At 65.9% G+C, this 26479-nt stretch carries 21 protein-coding genes; 5 read left to right on the forward strand and 16 right to left on the reverse strand.

Going from position 1 to position 26479, the window contains the following annotated elements; all coding sequences use genetic code 11:
• Positions 1-67: 67 nt before the first annotated feature.
• Entirely contained in the window at positions 68-3154 is a 3087-nt protein-coding gene (fdnG, locus tag IEW24_RS23525) for a formate dehydrogenase-N subunit alpha (RefSeq protein ID WP_188583325.1), read from the reverse strand.
• A 322-nt stretch (positions 3155-3476) separates the two neighbouring features.
• Between fdnG and IEW24_RS23530 the strand changes: the two genes are divergently transcribed.
• The 4 genes from IEW24_RS23530 (at position 3477) to IEW24_RS23545 (ending at position 6968) form a co-directional block, all read left to right on the forward strand.
• Positions 3477-4292 carry a TlpA disulfide reductase family protein gene (locus tag IEW24_RS23530; protein ID WP_244644635.1) on the forward strand — a complete coding sequence of 272 codons (816 nt, stop codon included), beginning with the start codon at positions 3477-3479 and terminating at the stop codon, positions 4290-4292.
• Entirely contained in the window at positions 4289-5410 is a 1122-nt protein-coding gene (locus tag IEW24_RS23535) for a transglutaminase-like domain-containing protein (protein WP_188583327.1), read from the forward strand. Before IEW24_RS23530 ends, IEW24_RS23535 begins: the two co-directional genes overlap by 4 nt.
• Before the next feature lie 74 nt (positions 5411-5484).
• On the forward strand, positions 5485-6543 hold the full coding sequence (gene selD / locus IEW24_RS23540; protein ID WP_188583329.1) for a selenide, water dikinase SelD: 1059 nt from the start codon (positions 5485-5487) through the stop codon (positions 6541-6543).
• A 56-nt stretch (positions 6544-6599) separates the two neighbouring features.
• Positions 6600-6968, forward strand: coding sequence for a hypothetical protein (locus tag IEW24_RS23545; RefSeq protein ID WP_188583331.1), 369 nt, complete (start codon positions 6600-6602; stop codon positions 6966-6968).
• Between the two features lie 20 nt (positions 6969-6988).
• On the opposite strand, the gene IEW24_RS23550 is transcribed toward IEW24_RS23545, so the two are convergent.
• The 7 genes from IEW24_RS23550 to IEW24_RS23580 all read right to left on the reverse strand — a co-directional run bounded on the left by IEW24_RS23550 (position 6989) and on the right by IEW24_RS23580 (position 15927).
• Complete coding sequence (locus IEW24_RS23550) at positions 6989-8545, reverse strand: bifunctional aminoglycoside phosphotransferase/ATP-binding protein (RefSeq protein WP_188583333.1); 1557 nt, start codon at positions 8543-8545, stop codon at positions 6989-6991.
• Between the two features lie 102 nt (positions 8546-8647).
• Positions 8648-10771, reverse strand: a complete 2124-nt coding sequence (locus tag IEW24_RS23555; RefSeq protein WP_188583335.1) for an ATP-binding protein — start codon at positions 10769-10771, stop codon at positions 8648-8650.
• Between the two features lie 2 nt (positions 10772-10773).
• Positions 10774-11202 carry a response regulator gene (locus tag IEW24_RS23560; RefSeq protein WP_188583337.1) on the reverse strand — a complete coding sequence of 143 codons (429 nt, stop codon included), beginning with the start codon at positions 11200-11202 and terminating at the stop codon, positions 10774-10776.
• Between the two features lie 234 nt (positions 11203-11436).
• The gene (locus IEW24_RS23565) at positions 11437-11958 is read right to left on the reverse strand and encodes a prolyl-tRNA synthetase associated domain-containing protein (protein WP_188583339.1); all 522 of its coding nucleotides are present in this window, start codon (positions 11956-11958) and stop codon (positions 11437-11439) included.
• 40 nt (positions 11959-11998) lie between these two features.
• Positions 11999-12550: an aminomethyltransferase family protein gene (locus tag IEW24_RS23570; RefSeq protein WP_188583341.1), complete on the reverse strand. Its 552-nt coding sequence runs from the start codon at positions 12548-12550 to the stop codon at positions 11999-12001.
• 551 nt (positions 12551-13101) lie between these two features.
• Entirely contained in the window at positions 13102-14493 is a 1392-nt protein-coding gene (locus tag IEW24_RS23575; protein WP_188583342.1) for a CoA transferase, read from the reverse strand.
• An 84-nt stretch (positions 14494-14577) separates the two neighbouring features.
• Positions 14578-15927, reverse strand: a complete 1350-nt coding sequence (locus tag IEW24_RS23580) for an L-serine ammonia-lyase (RefSeq protein ID WP_188583344.1) — start codon at positions 15925-15927, stop codon at positions 14578-14580.
• 329 nt (positions 15928-16256) lie between these two features.
• On the opposite strand from IEW24_RS23580, the gene IEW24_RS23585 reads away from it, so the two are divergent.
• Positions 16257-17324, forward strand: coding sequence for a GlxA family transcriptional regulator (locus IEW24_RS23585; RefSeq protein WP_188583347.1), 1068 nt, complete (start codon positions 16257-16259; stop codon positions 17322-17324).
• On the opposite strand, the gene IEW24_RS23590 is transcribed toward IEW24_RS23585, so the two are convergent.
• The 8 genes from IEW24_RS23590 to IEW24_RS23625 all read right to left on the reverse strand — a co-directional run bounded on the left by IEW24_RS23590 (position 17315) and on the right by IEW24_RS23625 (position 26319).
• On the reverse strand, positions 17315-18448 hold the full coding sequence (locus IEW24_RS23590) for an NAD(P)/FAD-dependent oxidoreductase (protein ID WP_188583349.1): 1134 nt from the start codon (positions 18446-18448) through the stop codon (positions 17315-17317). The two genes, IEW24_RS23585 and IEW24_RS23590, sit on opposite strands and share 10 nt — an antisense overlap.
• Entirely contained in the window at positions 18445-19833 is a 1389-nt protein-coding gene (locus IEW24_RS23595) for an FAD/NAD(P)-dependent oxidoreductase (RefSeq protein ID WP_188583350.1), read from the reverse strand. The genes IEW24_RS23590 and IEW24_RS23595 overlap by 4 nt, the downstream gene beginning before the upstream one ends.
• Positions 19830-20105, reverse strand: a complete 276-nt coding sequence (locus IEW24_RS23600) for a 2Fe-2S iron-sulfur cluster-binding protein (RefSeq protein WP_188583352.1) — start codon at positions 20103-20105, stop codon at positions 19830-19832. The genes IEW24_RS23595 and IEW24_RS23600 overlap by 4 nt, the downstream gene beginning before the upstream one ends.
• Entirely contained in the window at positions 20102-20797 is a 696-nt protein-coding gene (locus IEW24_RS23605) for an SDR family NAD(P)-dependent oxidoreductase (RefSeq protein WP_188583354.1), read from the reverse strand. The genes IEW24_RS23600 and IEW24_RS23605 overlap by 4 nt, the downstream gene beginning before the upstream one ends.
• On the reverse strand, positions 20790-21815 hold the full coding sequence (locus IEW24_RS23610; protein ID WP_188583356.1) for an ABC transporter ATP-binding protein: 1026 nt from the start codon (positions 21813-21815) through the stop codon (positions 20790-20792). Before IEW24_RS23610 ends, IEW24_RS23605 begins: the two co-directional genes overlap by 8 nt.
• Positions 21812-23692: a dipeptide/oligopeptide/nickel ABC transporter permease/ATP-binding protein gene (locus IEW24_RS28870; protein WP_188583358.1), complete on the reverse strand. Its 1881-nt coding sequence runs from the start codon at positions 23690-23692 to the stop codon at positions 21812-21814. Before IEW24_RS28870 ends, IEW24_RS23610 begins: the two co-directional genes overlap by 4 nt.
• Positions 23689-24642, reverse strand: coding sequence for an ABC transporter permease (locus IEW24_RS23620; RefSeq protein WP_188583360.1), 954 nt, complete (start codon positions 24640-24642; stop codon positions 23689-23691). Before IEW24_RS23620 ends, IEW24_RS28870 begins: the two co-directional genes overlap by 4 nt.
• Positions 24643-24789: 147 nt before the next feature.
• Entirely contained in the window at positions 24790-26319 is a 1530-nt protein-coding gene (locus IEW24_RS23625; RefSeq protein WP_188583362.1) for an ABC transporter substrate-binding protein, read from the reverse strand.
• Between the last annotated feature and the right edge of the window lie 160 nt (positions 26320-26479).

The raw sequence follows: 26479 nt of genomic DNA on the forward strand, positions 1-26479 counted from the left end.
CCGAACTTCGCCGGGGCGGTCGTGACCGGAGGGTTCGGTGCTGGTTTCAACATGACGTGACCCCTCCTTACGCGACCGGCCCGGTCGAGGGCTCGATATTGACAAGGAACGCCTTGAACTCGGGCGTCTCGATGTTGGCGTCACCCACATAGGGGGTGAGGACGTTGGCGGGGAAACCCTTGCGGGCCGCGCCGACGAAGCCCCAGTGGATGGGGATGCCGACCACGTGCACAGCCTTGCCGTCGCAGATGATGGGGCGGATGCGCTTGGTCACGTAGGCCTTGGTGTAGATGAAGCCACGCTTGGACGACACCTTTACCCAGCCGCCATTGGTGATGGACTTCTCCTTGGCGAGTTCTTCCGAGATCTCGACGAAGGATTCCGGCTGGAGCACGGAGTTCACGTGGTTGTTCTTGGTCCAGTAGTGGAAATGCTCCGTGAGGCGATAGGAGGTCGCCGCATAGGGGAATTCCTTGGACGCAGGTTCCGCGAACTGGGCGAAGTCGTCCTTGAACACGCGGGCCACCGGATTGCCCCGGACCTTGGGGGCGATCAGATTGACCATCGGGCTCTCGAACGGCTCGTAATGCACCGGGAACGGTCCCTCGCGCATCATGCCCCGGGCGAACAGGCGCGAGACGCCTTCCGGGTTCATGATGAAGGGGCCGACGTCCTGCGGCTTCGCCGTGGGGGCGATGTCGGGCACGTCGTATCCGGTCCACTTGGCCCCGTCCCACCACAGCAGCTTGCGGGTTTCATCCCACGGCTTGCCGTTGATGTCGGCGGAGGCGCGATTGTAGATGATGCGGCGGTTCGCCGGCCAGGCGAACGACCACTTCAGATACGCGCCGGTGTCGTCGGGATCGGAATTGTCCCGGCGGGCCATCATGTTGCCGTCCTCGGTGAAGGAGCCGGCATAGATCCAGCAGCCCGAAGCCGTGGAGCCGTCGTCGCGCAGGGTGGCGAAGTTCGCCATCTGCTTGCCGGCGGTCAGCAGCTTCTTGGTGGGATCGTTGGGATCGAGCACGTCGGAGACGACGTAGCCGTTGAGCTCCTTGGTGAGCTCCTCGGCGGTCGGCTCGTCCGGGTTCTTGTAGTTCCAGGACAGGTTGAGGATGGGGTCCGGCAGGGCCCCGCCTTCCTTCCGGTACATTTCCTTAATGCGCAGATGAATCTGCGACATGATCCAGGCGTCGGTGCGGGCCTGCTCCGGGGGCGAACCGCCGGGCCAATGCCACTGCAGCCAGCGGCCGGAGTTCACCAGCGAGCCCTCATCCTCCGCGAAGCAGGTGGTGGGCAGCTGAAGCACTTCGGTCTGGATGTCGGCCGACTTCACGTCGTTATAGACGCCATGGTTCTCCCAGAAACGGGCAGTCTCCGTTTCCAGCGGGTCCATGACGACCAACAGCTTGAGCTTGGACAGGGCCGCCGACAGCTTGTTCCGGTTCGGGAACGCCTGCATCGGGTTGAAGCCCTGGCAGAAGTAGAGGTTCATCTTCCCCTGCTTCATGAGCTCGAACGCGCGCAGGATGTCGTAGGCCGGGACATCCATCTTCGGCAGCCAGTCGAAAGCGAAGCTGTTCTCGGCCGTAGCGGCCGGTCCCCACATCGCCTTCAGGAAGCTCACCATGAACTTCTTGTAGTTCTGCCAGAAGCTCATCTGGTTCGGCCGCAACGGCTTGAAGCCGCGGGTCGACATATAGGTGTTGAAGTCCGGCTCCTTGTCCGTGGCCAGCGTCAGATAGCCGGGGATCATGTTGGACATGAGCCCGATATCGGTGAGGCCCTGGATGTTGGAGTGACCACGCAGGGCGTTCATGCCGCCGCCACGCACACCGATATTGCCCAGGATGAGCTGGAGCATCGCCATGGAGCGGATGTTCTGGGATCCCTTGGAATGCTGGGTCCAGCCAAGCGCGTACATGGACGTCATGGTCTTGGTGGGCGTCGAGCACTCGCCGATCATCTCGGCCACCTTCAGGAACTTGTCCTTGGGCGTGCCGGAGATGCGTTCCACCAGTTCCGGGGTGTACTGGGCGACGTGCGCCTTCAGCAGGTTCCAGACGCAGCGGGGGTGCTGGAGCGTGTCGTCCACCACGGCATAGCCGTCGGGGCCGATCTCATACTCCCAGGTCGAGCGGTTATAATCCCGCTTTTCCTCGTCATAACCCGTGAACAGGCCGTCATTATAGGCAAAGCCCTCCTTCACAACGTAGCTCGCGTTGGTGAAGGCCTTCACATAGTCCCACTGCACCTTGTCGTTCTTGATGCAGTAGTTGATGACGCCCAACAGGAAGGCGATGTCCGAACCCTGACGGATCGGAGCGTAATAGTCAGAGACCGCAGCCGAGCGCGTATAGCGCGGATCGACCACGATAAGCTTCGCGCCGCGGTTGGCTTTCGCCTCCACGACCCACTTGAAACCACAAGGATGCGCTTCGGCGGCATTGCCGCCCATAATCACGACGAGATCCGTGTTCCGAATGTCGGTCCACGAATTGGTCATCGCGCCACGGCCAAAAGTTGGGCCCAAACTGGACACCGTGGGGCCGTGTCAGACTCGCGCCTGATTGTCGAAAACCACCATACCGAGGCTGCGGACGACCTTGTAGGTGGCCCAGGCAGTCTCATTGGTCGTTGCAGATGCGGCGAGGAAACCGGCGGTGTTCCAGCGGTTCACAGTCACGCCGTCGGCGTTCTTGGCGATGAAGTTCTTGTCGCGATCGTCCTTCAAGGCGCGCGCGATCTTGTCGAGCGCAGCGTCCCAGGAGATCGGTTCGAACTTGCTCGAGCCGGCGCGCCGGTACATCGGCTGCTTCAGACGCTGCTCGGACTTCACGATATCGAGGAGCGCGGCACCCTTCGGGCACAGCGTGCCGCGATTGGTCGGATGATCAACGTCACCCTCGATATGGGTGATGTCCGCCTTCTCGCCCTTCTTCAGGTCGCCCTTGGAGAAGATGAGAATGCCGCACGCCACCGAACAGTACGTACAGGTGTTGCGAGTCTCTGTGGTATTGAAGAGTTTGAAGGGACGAATCGCAGCTGCGTACGCCTCCTCAACTCCGCCGAAGCCGAGGGCTCCAAGCGTCGTTCCCGCGAGACCCGCACCCGCCGTTCCTAGGAACTGGCGCCGCGAGAGCTCCATATTCATCGAGTTGTACTCCGACACGTTACCCCCGTGTGGGGGACCGGAACGGGTTGTCGCAGCCAGCGACAGCCTGCATTCCGGCTTGGTGCCAAATTATTTTGGAACTGGAACTATGTCAAACTGGAGCGCGACATCAGATGCACTTTTGCATCGTTCTGCAACCGTGGTTGGCGGATAAGCCAATCGCGTGTCTTCCGTAGAGGAATGCCAGTAAATGCGCGTGCGTATTTCTGCATTGCGTGCAGCTGTTTGTTGCGACGCAACTTGAGGATATCACGCCCTCGTGTTGTTGACGCCAAATGCGAGGCGGGCGTAGGTTCCGGCCGTGATCTTGAGCACCGCTCCCGAGGCTCGGGGCAGACATATGCGGAAAAGCTGTGGTGAGGCTGGTAGCGCTTCCCGCAGGCGCTTGTCCGTGCGCCTTTCACGTGGGTTGGTGGGCTTCTCCCTCCATGGTTTCGCGTTACTGTCCGCCTCGGTGCTGCTGGCGTGCAGTTTGATCCTGTGCGCATCAGCCGAAGCTGCGGATTCGGATACGCCTGCCGCCACTGCCATGCTCACGCCATTCGCCGATGATCCGGCATTCAGTTCGCACGGCGTGCCTTCTGAAAAGGCGTTTCCCGAAAGCGGGGCATCCAAGGCGATGGCGGCCCGCGCCGCCGATCTGCCGCCGCTTGCGCCCCTGCCGGTCCTCGATGCCGCGCCGCTCGATCCAGCCACGCTGAAGGGGCGGGTGGTGCTGGTGCATTTCTTCGCCACCTGGTGCGAGCCTTGTCGGGAGGAACTACCAGCTCTGACGCGGCTCGCTGCCGATCATCCTGCCGACATCGCTGTGGTGGCAGTGGATGTGGCCGAGGTGGATGTGCGCGTGCGCCGCTTCTTTGCCGAGCATCCCGTGCCCTTCCCGGTGGCGCTCGATCGCGACCGGGCCTTCACCCGTTCCTGGCAGGTCTCGGGCCTGCCTTCCACCATCGTCCTCGATCGCGCCCTGCGTCCCCGCCTGAAGGCTGTGGGCGAGGTGGCGTGGGATGCTCCTGCCGTGCGCGTGCGCCTCGGCGGGTTGCTGTCTGAACCTTTCCCCGAACGTCCCGCCGCTTCCGTGGCGGGCAAGAAGACCATATCTGGAGACCTATCCCAATGATTTCCCGCCGCCACTTCCTCTATGCGGGCGCCGCCGCTTCCGCCGCGCTCACGCTGCCGGGCCTTGCGCGCGCGCAGAGCGCCGCGAGCCCCTCCGCTGCTGCGGTCTTCGCGCCCAAGCCCGGCGACTGGCGCACCTTCCAGGTGGTGACGCGCCTGGAAGTGAAGGCTGAGGCCGGCGCGAGCCAGGCCTGGGTGCCGCTGCCCGCCTTCGCCGCGCAGGACTGGTTCAAGCCGCTCGGCAGCACCTGGACCACCAACGCCGCTTCCGTTGAGACGGTGAAGGATGCGCAGGGCGCCGAAATCCTGCATCTGCGCTGGAAGGCCGGCGAGCAGCCGCCGGTGGTGGAAGTCACCAGCCGCTTCTCCACCCGCGACCGCGCCGTTGACCTGACCAAGCCCGGCACCGTCGCGCCGCTGTCGGATGCTGAGCGCGCGCAGTATCTGGCCGCCACCGACCTCATCCCCACCACCGGCATCGTGAAGGCCACGTCAGACAAGATCACCGCCGGCAAGGAAGGCGATCTGGCCAAGGCGCGGGCCATCTATGAGTGGGTGGTGGACAATACCTTCCGCAATGCCGCCACCCGTGGCTGCGGTACCGGCGATGTGGCCGCCATGCTGGAAAGCGGCGCGCTGGGTGGCAAGTGTGCGGACCTCAACGCGCTCTATGTCGGCCTGGTCCGTGCGGCAGGCATTCCGGCGCGTGACATCTACGGTGCGCGCGTGGCCCCGTCCAAGTTCGGCTACAAGAGCCTCGGCGCCAATTCCGACATCATCACCAAGGCCCAGCACTGCCGTGCCGAAGTCTTCCTGTCCGGTTTCGGCTGGGTGCCGGCGGACCCGGCGGACGTGCGCAAGGTGGTTCTGGAGGAGCCCCCGGCCAAGCTGGAGGTGAATGACGCCAAGGTGCTCGCCGCGCGGGCCGCGCTGTTCGGCTCCTGGGAAGGCAACTGGATGGCCTATAACACCGCCCATGACGTGGCGCTGCCGGGCTCCAGCGGCCCGAAGGTGGGCTTCTTCATGTATCCGGAAGCGGAGACCGTGGCCGGTCGCCTCGACTGCCTCGATCCGGACACCTTCAAATACACCCTGCGCTCGGCCGAAATTTCGGCCTGATCTGCGTTCGCGCCGGGGTGGCTCGTCTGCCCCGGCGTTTTCATATCTGCCTTTTCAGCCCCTTGAGATCTGTCATGTCCGCATCCTCATCCGACCAGCCTTTCCGCCTCACCAGTCTTGCCCATGGCGGCGGCTGCGGTTGCAAGCTCGCACCCTCGGTGTTGCAGGAACTGCTGGCCGGCGCGCCCGCCGCGCAGCCCTTCTCGCAGCTTCTTGTGGGTACCGAAACCGGCGATGACGCGGCGGTGTGGGATCTGGACGGCGACACCTGCATCGTTGCCACCACGGACTTCTTCATGCCGGTGGTGGACAATCCCGACCATTTCGGCCGCATCGCCGCTACCAATGCCATTTCCGACGTCTATGCCATGGGTGGCACGCCCATCATGGCGCTGGCCATCCTTGGTATGCCGCTCGGCAAGGTGGACACCGCCATCGTCCGCGACATCCTCCAGGGTGGCACGGCCGTATGTGCGTCGGCGGGCATTCCGGTGGCTGGCGGCCATTCCATCGACAGCGGCGAACCCATCTATGGCCTCGCGGTCATCGGCACGGTGCGCAAGGCGGACATCCGCCGCAATGCGGATGCGAAGGCAGGTGACGCGCTGATCCTCACCAAGGGCGTGGGGGTTGGCGTCTATTCCGCCGCCTTCAAGAAGGAGGCGCTTTCCGCCGACGGTTACGAGGAGATGATCGCCACCACCACCCTTCTCAACAAGGTTGGCGCCACGCTGGCGAAGGACGCCGCCGTGCATGCCATGACCGATGTCACGGGCTTCGGCGTGCTTGGCCATGGGCTGGAAGTGGCGCGTGGCTCTGGCCTGTCGGTGGAGATCGAGGCCGAGCGCCTGCCTTTGCTGGCGCATGCGGAGGCTCTGGTGCGGCAGGGCTTCGTCACTGGCGCCTCGGGCCGGAACTGGGCCAGCTATGGCGCGGGCGTGAGGCTGCCGGCGGATTTTCCGGACTGGCGCCTGAATCTGCTCACCGATCCGCAGACCTCCGGCGGCCTGCTGGTCTCCTGCGCGGCGGACGAGGCTGACCGGCTGGTGGCCGAGATTAACGCCGCCGGTTATCCCGCTGCCTGCCGCATTGGCGCGGTGGTGGAGGGGCCGGCCGAAGTGCGGGTGATCTGACCTTTCGGAACGTATGGGCGGCAAGAGGCGTTCTTCGGCAAACGGAGGACTGCGTCATGCGCATTTTTGCGACCAAGCCGACCCTGACGGCGACCGCGCCTCTGGCGCTCATCGGCCTGTGGCTGGTGGCCGCCATCCCCATGGGTGTCACCGTCAGCCAAGCGGCGGAGCAGGGCACGTCTGCGGCCTGCGACACGTCCAAGGACGATGCGCCGGGCAACCATGCCGCAACGCCGCAGCAGACCGGCTCCAATTCCGGCACCGCGCCCGGTAATACGGGCAATACCGGCTGGACCAATGGCAACGGCGGCACGTTCGCCGGAACCTCGCCGCATGCCGAAACGCCAGGCTCTCCCACCAGGCAGCCGGAGACGGTGACGAACGCCAATCCCGGATCAGCGGAGCAGCCGCGTAAGCCCTGCTGAGCGGGTGCTCGGCAGAACTTTCACTCTTTCCGTATGGTCTTCTGCCAAGAGGTGACGACGGCCTCCGCCGCCTCGGAGTCGCGCGAGACGTCGATTTCCTGCCACGTCATGGGGCCGAGGTCATAGGTCATCTGTTCCGTGATGACGTCCGGCGTGGCATCGGATGCATCGTTGCTGCGGGCGGCCACGCGAGCTTTCAGGGTTTCAATCGCAGCGGTGAGCCAGAGGCCGAGGAACGGTCTCGTTTCGGCGATGTCTTCGATCGCCTTGCGTTCCTGCGCTCGCGCATGCACCGCGTCCACCACCACTGCCGCGCCTGCATCAAGGGCGATGCGCGCCCTGTGACGCAGGCGGGCATAGACGGCATCCGCACTGCCGGGCCCGTAGGCCGAGGGTGGCAGTCTCTCCATCTCACCCACGCCATTGATGAGCTTTCGCTCCACATCGCTGCGCAGAACGACCGCGCCGGGCGCCCTGCCGAGGGTTGGGGCCAGTCGTGCGCCCAGGCGGCTCTTGCCGGTTCCGGATAGCCCGCCCACCGCGACAAGCACTGGCGGAACGGGTGTAAGAAAGGCACGGGCGGCATCGAAATAAGCACGCACCTTGCCTTCGGCATCGGCGCGGCTTTCCCCGGTCAGATGGGCGAGGGTGGGGACGCCGACCTTGGCGCGTATGCCGGCGCGCAGTGAGATAAACAGCGGCAGAGCCGCAAGCCCCTCGTAATGCGCTTCATCGTCCATGGCCCAGAGATAGCGGTTGAGCACCAGATTGGCGTCTGCGTGCCGTTCGCGCTGCCACAGGTCCATCAACAGAAAGGCGAGGTCGTAGAGCAGGTCGCAGGTGGCAAGCTGGGGGTTGAACTCAATGGCGTCGAACAGCACCGGCCGGCCCTCGATGAGGGCGATATTGCGCAGATGCAGGTCGCCGTGGCAGTGCCGCACGAAGCCGCTTTCCTCCCTCCTTTGCAGCAGGGGGCGATAGGTGGAGAGAGCTGTCAGCGTGGCGGCTGTGAGGGCTTCGACTTCGGCCGGCGGGAAGAGATCCGGTGCAGCGGAGAAGCTGGCAATATTGTCGGCCGCGATCTCCGCCAGCGCCGCAAAGGCATCGAAGCCGTCCGGCATCGCGGGTGCGCGCCGATGTGCTTGCGCCACGGCACTGGCGAGGTCGGAAAGCGTGGCGAGGTCGAATGGGCCGGCTTCCGCCAGCCGATCGAGGGTCTGCGCCTCGTCGAAGCGGCGCATATGGACCAGCCATTCAATCACGCGACCGTTGCCGCCGATGGCGAGGTGGCCATCCGACTCGGTGACGGGGAGCGCGTCCAGATAGAGATCCGGCGCGTTGGGGCGGTTGATGGCGATCTCGCCTTCGCAAGCGGCCCGGCGTTTCTCCAGCGTGGAGAAATCCATGAAGGGAAAGTCTACAGCCCTCTTCACCTTGAAGGCGTGATCACCCGCCAGGAAGACCGCTGCGCCGTGGGTATCGATACGGGTTACAGGCGCCTCGCCGCCATGGGTGGCCGGATCGGCCAGGAAGGCGAAGACCGTGCTCTGGTCCTCAACCACATGGTCGTCGCTCATGGCCGCCTCCGCGGGAGGATCATTCATTCCCTTCTACCCCAAAGCGGAGTTCGGCGATTTGATCCGGAGCGGCCGGCCCGCCGATCCGGCATCGCTTCCGCCTCAGACGCCGGTGGGCTGTTCCTGACGAAGGGGGGCGTGCTGTGGCTCGTGCAGGGCAGGCAGACGCACGGTAAAGACTGCCCCCTCGAAGGCATTTTCCACGCTCAGCGTGCCGGCATGGTCGCGGATGATGCCGAAACTCACGGACAGGCCAAGGCCGGTGCCCTGACCCGGCGGCTTGGTGGTGAAGAAGGGCTGGAACACCTTGTCGAGCACATGGTCCGGGATGCCGCCGGCATTGTCCTTCACCGAGATGGACACCATGGGAGCGTTTGTATCACCGTGCTCCAAGGTGATTTCGATGGCAATGGCGCCCAGATAGTCCATGCCCACGGAGCGCCGACGGTCGCGGATGGCGTCACGGGCGTTCTGAAGCAGGTTGATGATGACCTGCTCCAGCTGGTCCTGCCGGCACAGCACGCGCAAATCATCGCTGGCGCCGGAGACGGAGATGGAGACGTTCTCCAGCCGCAACTGGGCACCGACCACCTGCAGCGCGCCGTCGATGGCCTCCATCGGGTCGGAGGGTTCGAGACGGAAGCCGCTCTTGCGGCCGAAGATGCGCATATGGTCGATGATCCGGCTCATGCGCACGGTCTGCTGGATGATGCGGTTGAGCTTGGCCTCCATATGCTCGTCCGGCATGTTCTTGTGCAGGCCGGTGAGCGCATTGGTAGCGGCGAGCCGGATGACGCCGAGCGGCTGGTTGATCTCGTGCGCGAGGCCGGTGGCCACCTCGCCCAGCGAGGCCAGCTTGGACATCTGGTAGAGGTTGTTTTCCTCGATCCGCTTGGAGGTCTGGTCCACGGCGAAGACCACCAGATCGCTCGGCTTCTGAGGCGCGCCCTGGGCGCCGCCGTCGATCTCCTCCAGCGGGGCGATCATCAGCTGGACCTCGAACTCTTCACCGTCCTTGGCGAAATATTCCACGCTCACCTGAGGCCCGGTGAGATTGCGGGTGGCGGCCAGGAAACGCGGGCTGGCCACATATTCGTGGATCAATTCCGGCAACACGCTGCCGGACGTGTCGCCGATCTGCCGACTTCCATCCGCCGTCACATGCACCACGCAGACGCCTGGAACGCCGGCCATGGCTTCCAGAAAGTGCACCTCGCGCTGACGCGCGCTCTCGCGCAGCACGCTGGCGCGCACTTTCTGCTGCAGCCGATGATAGCTCAGGGCCACATAAGCCAGCGCCAGCAGCACCAGCCCGAGCCCACCGGCGGTGATCCAGATGGCAAGGCGGAAATCCTCACCCTGCGAGCGGATATAGACCTTGTCATAGGCCACCAGCATGATGACCGGATATCGCTCAGAACGAACGTAGTAGCCGATGCGATCTATGCCATCGATGGCACTGACCTGCTGATAGGGCGCTTCCTGGTTTTCAAGCAGGCGGCGGAAGTTGGGTTCTTCGCCGATATTCTCTCCGAAGCTCACGGTCGCAGCGGCACGCGCGCGGACCACGCCGTCCGTCCCGATGAGAGAGATGAGGGAATTCGGATCGATGCGCAGGCGGTTATAGAAGCTGATGAAGTCGTAGACGTTGTAAGACGCCACGATGATGCCGCGCAGCTCGCCGCTGTGGTCGTACCAGGGGCGGGAAAACTGGATGGTCCAGCGCTTGGTGATGCGTCCGAGCACCGGCTTGGAGATGTAGAGGCCCTTGAAAGGGTTTGCTCCGAAATGGACGCGGAAGTGTTCGCGGTCCGCCACGTTGATGGGCGACCCACCCGGCGCGGCGATGCTGGTGGCGACGATGAAGCCTTCCTTGTCCACCACGGAAAGCTGGACGATGGGGGCGGGGATGCTCAGGGTTCGGAGGAAATCGTAGATTTCCGTCGGGGAACTGCTGGGGTTCAGCTGGTTCGCCAGATTGAGCATGAGGGATTCGACCGGCTCGATGGTCTGGTCGAAATTGTGCAGAAGAATGTAGGCGGTCTTCTGGGCGTTGATTTCCGCCTCGCGATACTCCGCCCGCGTGTTCAGCTGCGTCAGCACCCATGCAGTGCCCAGCGGAATGGCTTCCACCAGCAGGATGATCGCAATGATCTTGAGGACCCGGTCGAGGAGTGGGCCTCCCGGGAACCATTTCGTACTGTCCAGGGCCGTGGACAGGCGCATGATCATACCGGCAGGGATCTGATGGCGCGTTGCAGGGCTTCCACGGCCAGGGGCTTGGACAGGCATTCCCGCGCGCCGGCCGCCTTTGCACGATCCACGTCGATCTTGCTGCCGTGGCCGGTCACAACAATGAACTGGAGGTCGCGTCCGTCGAATTCGGATCGAGCGGCCTGGATCAGCGCGATACCATCCATCTCCGGCATCCGAATATCCGTCACCACGACGTGAATATCAGGATGGTGGCGCAGCATCTCGACTGCCGCCAACCCATTGGCTGCGGAAAAGGCTGTGAAGCCCTCGAAGGCCAGAGCCTCCAGAACTTCATCCAGATATTCTGGCTCGTCGTCGACGATCAGAAGTGGGCTCGCTGCTTTCACACGGGCGCCCCCTGGAAACGGCGAGGCCTGAGGCGAAAAAGCCGTCATGCCCATGGACAGGTATTCGTCAGTTTGTGATCTGCATATGGCGGGTGACTCAGTGAAAAAAGCGCTCCCGACATTGCAGAATCATTCTTCACCGTAGGGTTGAGAGGACCTATTCGCAGCCGCCACGTCAAGCGAGGATACCTCCAATTCGGAGCCAATGACCGCATGAGTCGTGCGGTCTCAAAAACATTCTACGCAATCAATTCTTTTGGCGCCGAGAAAAATCGGGTGCCGGAGATGTCATTCCATCGTCTCGGGCTGCAGGTCAACGGTCAGCGGCTGGTGGCCCGTTGCGGCGAGGAAGGCTGTGAGCCCCGCGGCCGACAGACCGGTGGTCTTGTCATTGGTCAGGGGATGGCAGTTGATGATGTCGGAGGCCATCAGTGCGTCGTCGATAACCACGCTGACGCGGTGCTCCGGATCGTTCATAAGCGCGAGAAGGGAGACCGATCCCGGCCGTACGCCGAGGTGCTCGTAGAGGGCTTCCGGCGTGCCGAAGGACAGGCGGCCCCGGGCCCCGATCCGGTGGCGCAGGGCCTTCAGGTCCGCCGGCCGGTCATCGCCCGGCGGCACGAGGATGCTGACAAGGAAGTAGGTCTTCTTGTCGTCGCGCAGGAAGAGGTTCTTGGTATGTGCGCCGGGAATGTTGCCGCGAAGGGCCTGGGATTCGGCGACGGTGCGCAGCGGCGGGTGAGTATGAGTCCGTGCCGCGATGCCGTGGGCATCAAGAAAGCGCAGGACATCATCGGGCGACAAGGGCATGGCAGACCGTGTGGGCGAGACGCGGCGCAGAAGGTGCCGCTCAGAGGAAGGCGTGTGTGGCCTCGGTGAGCATGTCCTGAACATACGGGCCAAGCTTCCGCGCGCACTCCACGTAATATAGCGCTTCCGGCCCCGGCCGGACCAGCACCACGTCTGCCGAGCCAAGCAGGGCGAGGGTCGCCGCGCCGGCGGGGAAGGCGTTATCCGACAGGTCGAGGAGGATAAGGTCGTTCAGGATGGCACGGGCGTTCGGGCCGGATATCTGGAAGGAGACGTTGCGTCGGCTGATCTCCACCAGCGAAGTGACCACGCCGCCAAGGTCGGACTGGATTTCCGCCACCATGTGCCGGGTTTCGGATGGCGGGGCAATCAGGCGCCACTCGTGAAGAGAGAGGTGCAGGGAGACGCGGGCGCCCATCTTGCGGCAGCTTCCCACGGGGCCGGAAAGGTCGAAGCCGCCGGCTGAGGCGGTCGGTACGGCCTCGACCCCGAAAACATGCAGGGCGAACCGCGTGGCGGGGCCAAGCGGTATGAGTTGCGTTAGGTTGGCTTCCGCAGGGGTCGGCCGAACAAGAAGCAGGGCTTCAGACATAGACTAGGCTTTCGGCTGTGCCGTTCACCGGCCGTGCATCACCCGGGAGGGCGGCGGCAGTGCCACGCACGGGGGCACAAAAGCCTGAGAGCGTGGGAGGGCGCGGGGGAAGACGCAGGGCCGGGAAGGGGCGGCTGTGGCTCGCCCGACCATTCTGCGTGCTGCGACAGCCGTGAACGGCGCGAAAAGGCGATCCGTTATCCACAGCCGCCATATTGACGGGGGTGTCATTCTTGGCGTGATAATAGGCGGTGCCCAACTGCTGGGCGCTGCTGCCGGTTGCTGCTTCCACCAAGCAGTAACGCGGCTGTACTGGCCTGGTTTGGCGCAACACATCCAGACAGGCGTTAAGGCCTCCCTTGCGGGGAGCTTTTGGCGGTGTGCGGCGCATGGGCCTCAATGTCCAGCTGCGGGGTCGCATGCTGGCGCCTGAAGCGCGGGCATGCGTGCAATGCACAAAGTGCACTGTGCGACGCACAAGTGCATCATGATGCCGCTGTCATCTCGTCATCATGCGACCTTGGCGTGGAATAAATCCGACATTTGATGTTTTACCATTCGGCTTGAGCGTCACCGAGCGGTCCCGCAGCGCGTTCGAAGGTCATGGAATACCCTGGCGCTTGGAGCGGCGACCTCAATCGGCGTAGCGGACCCCAGGTCGTCGACTCGATATCGGAGCCGAAATCCTCAAATTTGATGGGCTCGACCTCGAGCGATGTCGAACTCTTCGGAAGGCTCAGGAGCAGGGTGGCCACGCGGGCGAGGGAGGTCCGCCAGATGGACCCGAGACCATGGCACCGCCTCAGGGCGAGACCGCGCAGGGCGGCCGTGGCCAGCACATATCCGGTGGCGTGATCGAGAGCCTGGACGGGCAACGGCACCGGCCGATCGGCTCCCGCCGCGCGCATGCCGGCCTCGGCGATGCCGGTGCTCATCTGAACCAAGCTATCGAAACCACGCCGCTGAACCCACGGACCCGTCCAGCCATAGGCGTCCAGCGCCACATCCACCAAACCGGGGCGGATGTTTTGTCGCTCGGATGCGCTCAGCCCCAACCGATCCAGCGCGTCCGAGCGATAGCCATGAACCATGACATCGGCCTTCTCCATAAGGCCGATGAGCCGTGCACGATCTTTGGATAGGGTCAGGTCGAGCCGCGCCCGCCGTTTGCCAGGTGTCATGTCTGGCAGCAAAGACGGTTCGTCCCAGAAGGGCGGGTCGATCCGCAGCACATCGGCGCCATAACCGGCAAGGAAGCGCGTGGCTGTGGGGCCGGCGAGGACGCGGGTGAGGTCCAGAACCCGCAAACCCTTGAGGGGGAGGATTCCATCCGGCGTTGGCAGCGCCCCGGTGCCGAGAGCGCCATCCATATGGTGGATCAGCGGTTCCTCCGCCACCGCGCGACCCTGCGGGTGGCTCGCCCACTCTTCCGCGCTCCGCATGTGCGCCGCGCAGCCACCTGCATTCACGATGGCGCTTTCGAGGGCGGTGCCGGGCCAGCGCGCCACCGCCTCGGCGACGGCTGTCCGATCCTCTGCCGTTTCCAGCACTTTCAGGGCAGCAGCGCGATGGTGAGGCGCATTGGTGTGCAGGCGGATCCATCCGTCGGCGCAGCGATAATCGCCGGCTATGGCATCCCATGCCGGTGGAGGCGTCCAGCCTTCGCTCCGGAAGGATGAACTGAACCACAGTCCCGCCAGCCGCCGGTCGATGGTGACGTCCGGCGCCGGCCCGTCATGGGCCGCATAGTCCGCCAGCGCCAGCCCTGCCGCGCCGATGCTGGCGCAGGCAAGGTCGCTCACTGGAAACACGGATGGCAGATCGCCCACTCCCTTCAGCCGGAGGCGGCTCGGCCAGTGCTCCTCTGTGCCGAACGCTTCCGCAATGGCCGAGAGGGCGCTCGCAAGGGGCGGAGGCAGAGGAGACGCGGCGGGGGCGTGCATGGACTTCTCCGGTGCGGACATCCGAGCGGTCGGGCCTCACCTGAGGCGAATCGGCCATGCCGCTTTTTCGATGGTGAGTGTGCCTCAGCACTCGGGCACGTTCACCGCCAATCCGCCCTGGGAGGTTTCCTTGTATTTGGACTGCATGTCGAGGCCGGTCTGCCGCATGGTCTCGATGACCTGATCCAGCGAAACCGCATGCACGCCATCACCCCGCAAAGCGAGGGACGCGGCGGCGATGGCCTTGTTGGCGCCGAAGGCGTTGCGTTCGATGCAGGGGATCTGCACCAGCCCGCCGATGGGATCGCAGGTCATGCCCAGATGATGCTCCATGGCGATCTCTGCGGCATTCTCAACCTGCTCGGGACTGGCGCCGAGCACACTGGCGAGCCCGGCCGCCGCCATGGAGGCTGCAGACCCCACCTCGCCCTGGCAGCCCACCTCTGCACCGGAGATGGAGGCGTTGCGCTTGATAAGCGCGCCCACTGCGGCGGCGGTGAGCAGGAAGGTGCGCAGATCCGCCGGGCCGATGCCCTGACAGAAATCGCGGGCATAGCGCAGCACGGCCGGCACGATGCCTGCCGCTCCGTTGGTGGGGGCGGTCACAACACGGCCGCCGGCTGCGTTCTCCTCATTCACCGCAATGGCGTACACTGACACCCAGTCCATGATCTCATGCGGTGGGCGCTGGTTTCGGGCGCGGTCGGCCTCCAGCTGCTCCCGGATGTCCTTGGCCCGCCGCCGCACGCGAAGCCGGCCCGGCAGGCTGCCGCCCGTGGACAGGCCGCGGTCGATGCAGCCGAACATGGCTGTGACTATGGCGTCGAGCCCGGCTTCCACGTCCGCGCGCGGCCGCAGCGCGCATTCATTGGCCATCTGGACTTCGGCGATGGTGAGGTCCGTTCGGTGGCACAACGCCAGCAGGTCGGCGGCGCAATTGTAGACGTAGGGCACGCTGTCGACGGTCGCGTCCGCCGTCTCGCCTTCCTCCACCACGAAGCCGCCGCCGATGGAATAGAACAGGCGTTCCACCAGCAGGCCTCCGTCCGCCGCGAAGGCACGCAGACGCAGGGCATTGGTGTGGAACGGCATCATGGTCTTGAAGTCGAAGATCAGATCGCGTTCGGGATCGAACGCGGCACGTCCACCGTCCGGCGTGTCGATGGCCTTCTCGATGGCAAGCCGGGCGATCATCACCGATACGTCGTCGGGATCGAGCGAGGCCGGCGCGGCACCCAGCAGGCCAAGACAGACGGCGCGGTCCGTGGCGTGCCCCTTTCCGGTCCAGGCCAGGGAGCCGAACAATTCAGCGGTGACATGCCGTGTGCCCTCGGGGAGGGCATCGCGGAACCTCTTGCCGGCCACCATAGGGCCGACGGTGTGCGAGGATGAAGGGCCGACCCCGATCTTGAACAGGTCGAAAACGCTGATCATTACTTGTCTCTCGGCCCCCGGCAGGGCCTTCGCGTGACCGTCGGGCTTTTGCGTCGACGATCCCCCCATCGCTCTTCTAGACCGTTTCAAGCCGGGATGGGGAGGGTATTGCCGCTGCTGTCCCCTTTTGGCTGACGGGATGTGAAGAGCCGCACGCGTGACGATGGGACAGCTTGCCCGCTTTGCGTGTGGCAAAGGGCAGCATAGCATGGTGCCGGCATGCGCATGGTCCGTCTCTTCCCCCATTCCCACATCCGGTCCCGTGTGCCGGCTGCCGTGTCCCATGGCGGCCTTCGGCAAGGCCTGGTCCCCAGGGGGGAGGGGGCGGCATGAAAATGGGTGGCCCGCAGACCGTGCGGGGATCCTCGCGACGGTCGCAGGGTGGGGCGCGGCTGCGCGTGGGTTTCCTGCTCATGCACAATTTCACCCTGACCGCTTTTTCCAGCTTTGTGGACGTATTGCGGCTGGCGGCGGACGAGGGTGATCGGTCCCGGCCAATCGCGTGCTCGTGGCAGGTCATGTCGCCCGGTTGCCGGCCGGTGCGGTCATCCTGCGGCGTGGAGATCCAGCCGAATGCGGATCTCATGGACCCGGCGAACTTCGACTATGTGGTGGTGGTGGGCGGCCTGCTGCATGGCATGCCCCCTCTGCCGCGTGCGATGGCACCCTATCTGGAGCGCGCGGCGTTGGCGGGAGTGACGCTGGCGGGTGTGTGCACCGGCTCCTTCGTGCTCAGCCGGCTGGGGCTCATGGGCCAGCGCAAATGCTGCGTGAGCTGGTATCACTATCGCGATTTTCTCGACGAATTTCCCGCCCTCGTTCCGGTCGCCGACCGGCTGTTCGTGGAGGATGGCGACCGCATCACCTGCTCGGGCGGAGCCGGGGTCGCGGATCTGGCGGCGCATCTGGTGTCGCGCCATCTTGGTGCGTCGGCCGCGCAGAAGGCGCTTAACATCCTGCTGATCGACCGGCCCCGGGCGGCGGAGAGCGCGCAGCCCGCGCCCCCCATAACGGAAGGCATCGGCCCGGACGACGACCGTGTCTCGCGGGCGCTGCTGATGATGGAGCAGCATCTGGCCGAGCCACTGGCGGTGGCGCGGATCGCCGCCCGGCTCGGCCTCTCGACGCGGCAGTTGGAGCGCCTGTTCACCGCCCGCCTTGGGGAGACGCCACAGGAAAGCTATCTGGCGCTACGCCTGCGACACGGGCGCTGGATGCTGGCGCATACCGTGCTTCCGGCGGCGCAGATCGCGGTGGAATTGGGGTTTGCCGATGGCTCCCATTTCGGCCGCGCCTTCAAGGCGCGTTACGCGATGACACCCACCGCTTTCCGTCGGACCCACACCGAAACCGTTGGAGCGGGTGCTCCGGATGCGGTGCCGCGGGTCTACGGGTGATCGGGACGTTCCGCCGGTCCGGTCCAGCGCGCAATATCGAATGCCTCCAGCGGCACGTCGGTGTGCCCATCCGCCACCAACTCGCTCAGGATGGCGCCGATGGCGGGTCCCAACTGGAAGCCGTGGCCCGAGAAGCCGAAGGCGTGAAGCAGGCAGGGCGTGGTGCGGCTCGGCCCAATGACCGGGATATGGTCCGGCATCTGACCGTCTATGCCTGACCAGGAGCGGATGACGCAGGCGCCGGCGATCTCCGGCACGAGTTCTGCGGCCAGAGCCATGGCGGCGCGGGTCTCGTCAGCGCGTGGACGGGACCAGGGCACGGCGGGATCGCTGACCCCGTAGCCGCCACCGATGATGATGTTGCCGCGCGGGATCTGTCGCAGATAGACATTGCCCCCCACCACCCCGAGATTGGGCTGGATGAAATAGCGCATCGGCTCCGTCACCATCATATTGGGATTGAGCGGGCTCACGGGCACGCTTTCTCCGAATGCCTCCGCTACCGCGCCGCCCCAGAAGCCGGCGGTGTTGAGGAGCCAGCGGGCGCGATAGAGCCCATACTCGGTCTCCACCTCGAACATTTCGCCATCGAAGCGCAACGCGCGCGCCCTGGTGTTCTCGCGGATGTCGGCCCCGGCATCACGTGCAGCGCGGGCCAGTGCCGGCACCAGCAGGCGGGGATTGGCGGCCCCGTCCTCGGGCGCCAGTGAGCCTGCGATCACTTTCGGGCCGAGCCAGGGATAGTCCTCATGCAACGCGTTGCGGCCCACGAGGCGCAGCGGCAAGTCGTGCTCACGGGCGACGTCCAGATAGGCGACGAGTTCCGCCTCCTCTTCCAGCGTGCGGGCGAGCTTAAGATGGCCGGAGACGGTGAACTCCGCATCCGTGCCGACGATCTCGGTGAGGCGCTGCCAGAGGGTCATGGCGCGGCGCGCGATGGGAAGTTCGGCCGGATGGCGGCCCTGCTGGCGCACCCCGCCATAATTGACGCCCGAAGCCTGCCCGCCCACCAGCCCGCGTTCCAGTAGCACGCAAGGAATGTTTCGCTGGGCAAGATGCAGCGCGGCAGACGTGCCGGCTCCGCCGGCGCCGATGATGAGGACTTGCGTCTCGGTGAGACTCATTCTGCCGCCTCTTGCACGGTGGCGGAGGCCAGCGGCACAGGCTTCACCGGCGGCTGGCCGCGCAGGCGGCCGATGGCAGCCACGTCACGGCCGAGCGCGGTTGCCAGTATTTCCGCCCCCGCCGGCCCGCATACACGGCCCTGGCAGCGGCCCATGCCGAGGCGGGTGAAGGCCTTGGCCCGGTTCAGTTCCGGTGCGGCACCGGTGGCCGGCCTGCCACCCACCGCGCGCAGGTCTCCGGCCGAGATCGCCTCGCAGCGGCACACCAGCGTGTCGTCCGGCATCGCGCGGGCAAGGTCTGCCGGGAAGGGGAAGGCACGTTCGAGCGTGGCGCGGAAGCCGGAGAGACGGGCCAGCGCGCCGTCCAGCGTCGCGGTCAGAGGGCCGGGCACGGTGCGGCCGGCATCTTCCAACAGGGCGAGCGCTGCGCGGGCGCCGGCCATCTCCGCAGCATCAGCTCCGGCGATACCGGCGCCATCCCCCGCCAGATAGATAGCGGGAACCTTGGTGCGCCCGGTGGCATCCTTCTCCGGAACCCAATTGTGTTGTGGCTCATCAAAGTGGAAAGGCACGCCTGCCAGATCGGCGAGCTGCGCCTCGGGCTTCAGCCCCCAGCCCAGCGCTACCGCATCGCAGGTGATCTGGCGTGTAGCGCCGGAGGCGGTCTTGAAGGTGATCGCCTTCACCTCGTCGCCACTGCCTGTGATGGCGACGGGCCGGGCACCTTCGAAGACCGGAGTGCCTGCGGCGCGCACGGCGGCCATATACCAGAGCCCCTTCCAGAACACCGTTCCGCCGGGCAGCAGGGCTGCCGCATGGCGGGCTTTGTGGGCAAAGGATGTGGTGTCGATGACGGCGACGGGGCGTGCGCCATTCTTCAGATACTGATAGGCGAGCAGCCACAGCAGCGGCCCGGTGCCCACCAGCGCCACGTGTTGGCCGATGGCGCAGCCTTGGGCTTTCAGGGCGATCTGGGCGCCGCCCAGGGTGGTGACGCCGGGCCGCGTCCAGCCCGGCAGCGGGATCACCCGGTCCATGGCGCCCGTGCAGAGGATGGCGTTGTCGTAGGTCAGTGTGGCCTGCTGCCCGGCGCAGAGCGTCTCCAGCGTGCGGTTGTGCGGGTCGATATGCCAGACGAGGGTGTTGGGCCGCCAGTCGGTGCGTGATTTCAGTGCGTCCAGCGTGTCGTGCACGGCGCGGGCGCGGCCCGCTTCCATGCCGTAGAGTTGTCTGTGGTCGCGGGTGAGGCCAAGGGGCGGACGCTGGTAGATGCGGCCGCCGCCATCGGGGGCCTCGTCGATCCACACCGGGCGCAGCCCTGCCGTCACCAATTGCTCCACGGCCCGCACGCCGGCCGGGCCGGCTCCGACCACGATGGTCCTCATAGCCGCCTCACCACCATGCCGTCCGCCGCCTGCGTAGCGCAGGCACGCACGCGGCCCAAACCCTCCACCATCACCCAGCAATCCTGACAGGCGGCCATGTGACAGAAACCGGCGCGCGGTTCCTGTGCGAAGATATTGGGGGAGAGCGCGCCAGCCCCGCCCGCCAACAAGGCCGTGAGTACGGTGTCGCCGGTGAGCGCCTGCACAGGGGTGCTGTCCAGGGTCAGGTTGATCTGCGGCCGGTCGAGGTCGCGCAGCCGTTTCAGCCTCACAGCATGTCCTCCTTCTGGCAGTTCACCAGAAGCTCGGCCACGCTCGCCGTATTGGGCAACTGCACGAGGGCTTCCACCAGCAAAGCGATGTCTTCCGGCCGGCTCATGGCGGCGCGGGGCACCTTGGTGACGGTGGCGGTCATGTCCGTATCGACGAAGCCGGGGCAGAGCGCGGTGGCGCGGATGCCATGCTCCCAGCCATGCTGGCGCACCGCATGGGTGAGCGCCACGAGCGCATGCTTGCTCATGGCATAGCCCACATTCTCGTTGCGCACGCGCTTGCCTGAGAGCGAGGAGATGTTGATCACCCTGCCGCTACCCGAGGCTACGAGATGTGGCCAGGCTGCACGGATCACCCGTAGCGGCCCCATGCTGTTGATGTTCCAAAGATCATCGAACGGAGTTTCGTCCGCATCCAGAAGGCGGGCTTTGGTGTTGATGCCAGCGGCATTCACCAGCACGTCGATGCGGCCATAAGCAGCCTGCGCCTCATCTATCCAGCGCTGCGCGCTGGCGGCTTCGCCCGCGTCATAGAGGCTGGTGTGGATCCCCTCCGGCAGGTTCGCGTGTTTGAGGTCGCGTACGCCAGCGGAGATGCGGAAGCCGCTCGCCTGCAGCCGCTCGGCGACGGCGCGACCGATGCCACGTGAGGCGCCGGAGACGAGCGCAACGCGGCGGTGCGGATCAGGCATGGGGCGCCTCGGGGATCTCGGCGAGCACCGGCGGGCAGGCAAGCCGGCGGCCGGGGCCGGCATGCAGCAGTTCGGGCAGTTCTTCCGCGCAGGCCGGCAGCGCGCGCGGACAGCGGGTGCGGAAGGCGCAACCGGAGGGCGGATTGGCCGGGCTCGGCATTTCCCCCTTCAGAGGCTCGCGACGGTCGTCGACGGCGTGCATGGAGGGCGTCGCTGCCAGCAGCGCCTGCGTATAGGGGTGATGGGGGGTGGCGAACAGTTCGGCGGCGGGGGCTTCCTCCACCACGCGGCCCAGATACATCACCACCACCCGGTCGCAGAGATGGCGCACCACATGCAGGTCGTGGCTGATGAAGATGAGGCCGAGCCCGAGGCGGCTGCGCAGATCCTTGAGCAGGTTCACCACTTGCGCCTGCACCGAGACGTCCAGCGCGGAGACCGGCTCGTCCGCCACCAGCACGTCGGGATCAGTGGAGAGCGCGCGGGCGATGGCGATGCGCTGGCGCTGGCCACCGGAGAATTCGTGCGGCAGGCGGCCGGCATGGGCCGGGTCCAGCCCTACCTGAGCCAGCAGTGCCGCCACCTTCTCCTTCGCGCCCTCCCGAGTGGCGAGGCGGTGGATCAATATGCCGTCGGCGATCTGGTCGCCGATGGGGCGGCGGGGATCGAGGCTGGCGAAGGGATCCTGGAACACCAGCTGCATGCGCCGCCGCAATGCGCGTAATTCGCGCTTGGGCAGGGCACCGAGATCCTTGCCGTCGAAGGTCACGCGGCCGGCAGTGGCGGGGGTGAGGTGGAGCAATACGCGAGCGAGCGTGGACTTGCCGCAACCGCTCTCACCCACCACGCCTACGGCCTCGCCGCGCGCGAGGGCGAAGTCCACGCCGCGCAGGGCGAGCACCTCATGGCTGCGGCCGAGCAGGCCGCCGCGTCCCTTGAAGCCGCGCTTCAGCCCTTCGGCCCGCAGAAGTGGACGACGGTCCGGAAAAGCGAGGGGTGGGGAGACGTGCACGTTCATGCCACCTCCATGGGGCGGATGCAGCGGGCGGTGCGGCCGGGGCCGACCTCAACTGCGTCGGGATGGGCGGTCGCGCAGGCCTGTGTGGAGAGGGCACAGCGCGGGGCGAAATGGCAGCCCGGCGGCAAAGCGGCGGGAGAGGGGACGGTGCCGGGAATGGCCGCCAGCTCTTCGGCCTCACTTTCCGGGGCCGAGGCGAGCAAAGCGGCGGTGTAGGGATGGCGGGGATGGGCGAAGACCTCTCCCACCGGGCCTTCCTCCACGATCTCACCCGCATACATCACCACCACCCGGTCGGCGATCTGGCGCACCACTGCCAGATTGTGGGTGACGAAGAGGAGGCCCATGCCGCTGGTCTCGGCTCCGCTTTTCAGCTCCGCGAGAAGATCGAGGATCTGCGCCTGCACGGTCACATCGAGCGCGGTGGTGGGCTCGTCGGCGATGAGGAGGCGGGGAGTGTTCGCCACTGCTGCCGCGATCATCACGCGCTGCTTCTGCCCGCCGGAGAGCTCATGCGGGAAGGCATTCGCTCTCCGGGCGGGGTCGGGCAGTCCGACGCGGCGGAACAGCTCCACCACGCGGTCTCGTGCTTTGCGTGCCGATCCGCCCCCATGGGCGAGGATCGCCTCGGCCACCTGCTTGCCGCAGCGATGGACGGGGTTGAGGCTGGACGAGGGATCCTGGAACACGATGGAGAGATCATTGCCGCGCAGGCGGCGCATGTCGGCTTCCGGCAGTTGCAGCAGGTCGCTCACGGTGCCGTCGCGGCGGGTGAAACGGATGGAGCCGTCGACCGGCGTGATGACCGGCGGCAGAAGACCCATGACGGCGAGCGCGGTGAGCGTCTTGCCGGAACCGCTTTCGCCCACCAGCGCCACCGTCTCGCCGGGAGCGATGCCGAAGGAGACGTTGCGCACCACCTTGATCGGCCCGGCAGGCGTCTTCAGGCTCAGCGTCAGATTGTCGATCCGCACGAGGCCAGGCGCAGGTTCGGTGGTCGCCTGCGGCAAGGCCGCGGCGCGGGACTTGCGCAGAAAGGCGGGGATGACACCCACGGCAGCTCCGCGCGGGTCCAGTACGTCGCGCAGCCGGTCGCAGAAGACGTTGAGCAGCAGCACCGTGCCGGCGAGCGCAAGGCAGGGCCAGAGCAGCAGCAGCGGAGCCTGCTCCATCACCGAGCGGGCGGCGCGGATCATGAGACCCCAGGAAGGAGAGGGCGGCACCACGCCAAGGCCGAGGAAGGAGAGCCCGCTTTCGAGCATCATGGCCGCGGCCACCGTGAGCGAGAACTGCACGAGGAGGGGCGGGGCGATGTTGGGCAGCACGGTGCGGAACAGCACGCGGCTGGAAGTGGCGCCGAGCGCGGTCTGCGCCGTCACATAGTCCAGCGTCCGGGCGGAGAGCGTCTCGGCATAGGCGACGCGGGCATAGGCAGGCGTGAAGAGAATGGTGAGCACCAGCACCAGCGTCACCGCGCCGGGGCCGAGCAGCGTCACCACGAGGAGTGCCAGCAGCATGGGCGGAAAGCATAGGATGACTTCCGCAAGGCGTACGCTCATCAGCTCCACGATGCCGCGGAAATAGCCGCCCACAAGGCCCAGCAGCGTTCCGATGACACCGGCGCAGAATGCGGCGAGGAAGGAGACGGTGAGCGACACGCGCCCGCCCCAGATGATGCGCGAGAGCACGTCGCGGCCGTATTCGTCCTGCCCCAGCAGGTGGCCGGGAGAGGGGGCGGCGAGCCGCTGGTTCACCATCTGCTTGACCGGGTCCGCCAGCGGCAGCAGCGGGGCGGCCAATACCGTGAGTACGATCAGAGCCAGCAGGGCTCCGGGCAGCGCCAGCTGGTTGAAGCGGGGAGAGAACAGCGCCTTCATGCGTGGCGCACCCGGGGATCGAGGGCGGCGTAGGCGAGGTCTACCAGCAGGTTCAGGAAGACGAACAGCACGGAGATGGAGAGCACGATGCCCAGCACCTCGGGATAATCACGGGCCTCCACCGAACGCACCAGATAGCCTGAGAGGCCGGGCCAGTTGAATACATATTCAACTAGAACCGTGCCGCCGAGCAGAGAGCCCAGATGCAACGCCACTACGGTGAGGACGGGCGAGAGGGCATTGCGCAGCACGTGACGCAGAATGATGAGGCGAGGTCTGACGCCGCGCGCCTGTGCGGCGCGCACATGGTCGCGCCCCAGCACTTCGAGAACCGCGCTGCGGGTGACGCGGAACACCACCGCGCCGAGGCCGACGGCGATGGTCGAGGCAGGCATGAGCAGCAGAATGAAATGGCGCACCGGGTCTTGTGCCAGTGCCACATAGCCGCCGGCCGAGACCCAGCCGAGCTTCTGCGCGAAGACGAGGATGGCCAGCGTTCCCACCACGAACACCGGCACGGAGAGGGAAATGCCGGCGATCAGGCTGGCGATACGGTCTAGCCGGCCACCGGGTTTCAACGCTGCCATGGTGCCGAAGGGCAGGCCCACGGACAGGGCAATCACCGCCGCCGCGCCGATCAGCTCCAGTGTGCGCGGCAGGCGCAGGGCGATCTCGGACGCCACCGGATGCTCATCCTGGAGCGAGACGCCGAAGTCCCCACGGAACAGGCCGGCCCAGTAGTTCAGATACTGGGTATATAGGGGCAGATCGAGCCCGAGGCGCTCGCGCAGCTCCGCGACCGCAGCCGGGTCCGGCGCGACACCGCCCTGCGAGAGCAGAAGCTCGGCCGGATCGCCGGGGATGAGATGGATCACCATGAACACCAACGTGGCCACCAGCCAGACGAGCACGAGGGCGATGGCGGTGCGGCGGAGCGTGAAGGCGAGCATCGGTCACGTCCTCCTGAGGATCAAGCGAGCGGGATGAGTGCTCGTCTGCTCAACGAATGCGGAACAGTCCGCACAGGTGGGCGGCAGAACCCTCTCCCGCTTTTGGGAGAGGGGGCCTGTCGTGCCGGGGGAAGCCCCCAGCATACTTCAGCCGACGGTTGCGGTTTCGAAGGTCTGGCCGGAATAGAAGCTGAGCGCCCCCGGCATGTTCTTGAAGCCGCCCACCTCCTTGCGCATGGCGTAGCCCTGGCTGCGCAGCGCAAGACCGACCATCGGCACCTGGTCGATCGCGACCTGTTCCATCTCGTGATAGATGGCCTTGCGCTTGGTCTCGTCGAATTCCTCGCGCCCGGCCTGGAACAGCTGGGTGAGCTTGGGGATGGAGAGATTGTAGCTGCGCACGTAGGAGGGCGAGAGGCTGCCATCCACATAGCCGGACAGGCCATCCGGATCGTTGCTGTCCGCCGACGTGCCCATGATGCCGAAATCATACTGGCCGCGATTGCCCAGTGACACGCGGGTGGCCCAGTCGGGCAGGTTCAGCTCGGCATTGATGCCCACCGCCGCCAGATGCTGCTGCACCACCTCGGCGGTGTCCTTGTGCATGCCGTACTGCGCCGTGGAGAGAAGCTTGCAGGAGAGCCCGCCGCCGTGCCCGGCTTCCGCCAGAAGCTTCTTGGAGAGCTCGGGATCGTACTTCCAGCCATCCGCGAGGTCGGCGTTGAAATAGGGGCTCGCCTGGGGAATGGGCAGATGGGCGAGCGGTGCACCGCGGCCGAAGAAGGCGCTCTTCACGATGTCTTCGCGGCGGATGGCGTGCGCCACCGCCTTGCGCACGCGGGCATCGTTGAAGGGCGGGCGCGAGCCGTTGAAGACAATCGCCATGAAGGGGCCGTCCACCGCATCGAGCTTCAGCGCCGCATCCTTCTCGATGCTCGCCATGGCCTGCCACGGCACATATTCGATCAGATCCACGTCGCCACTCTGCAAGGCCGCAACGCGCAAATTCTCGTCCGCATAGACCACGACGCGGATGGCCTTCAGCTTGGGCAGGCCGGGACGGTAATAGTGTGGGTTGGGGGCGAGGTCCATGGAGACGCCGCGCTCGGCGTCCTTGAGCACGAAGGGGCCGGCGCCGATCTGCTGGGCGGCGGTGGAGGCCTTCGACATGATGGGCATGTGGTAGCTGGCCATCATCAGCGGCAGCGTCACAGTGGGCTGCTTGGTGGTGATGCGCACCGTGAGATCGTCCGGGGTCTCGATCTTCTCCACACCCTGCATCTCGGTGCGCAGGAAGGCGGTGGATTTCTCGCCGGCCACCTGTTCGATGGTCCATTTCACGTCCGCCGACGTGACCTTCTCACCATTCTGGAACTTGGCGTCCCTCAGCTTGAACACCCAGGTATTCTTGCCTTCCGAGGACCAGCCTTCCGCCAGTTCGCCCCGGATCTTGCCGTCCGGCCCGTAGGAGGCGAGACCACGATAGAGGGCGAGCTTCACGGTGGCGGAAGCGGTGCCGGCATTGGCCCAGGGCTGCACGCTCGGCGGAAAGCTGGAGATGCCGAAGGTCAGTATGCCGGGCGTGCTGGCTCGCGCGCCCGGAATGCCCAGCAGGGGCACAAAGGCACCAGCGGCGGCGCCGGCAAGAACTGATCGTCGGGTCAGCATATGGGCCATGTCCAGGTCTCCGGAAGAGTGGGGGCCGTGCCGTTCTGGCATCTGGCCCGGAAGCGAACAAAAGCGTCGTCGTCACTCGAAGGATGGCGGCACCCGCCCGGCGAAAAGCGTTCCGGCAGGGCACGCGGGGGCGCCGTATGGGCGCGTCCCTGGTCGGCGG

Source organism: Azorhizobium oxalatiphilum (assembly GCF_014635325.1).
Lineage (GTDB): Bacteria > Pseudomonadota > Alphaproteobacteria > Rhizobiales > Xanthobacteraceae > Azorhizobium > Azorhizobium oxalatiphilum.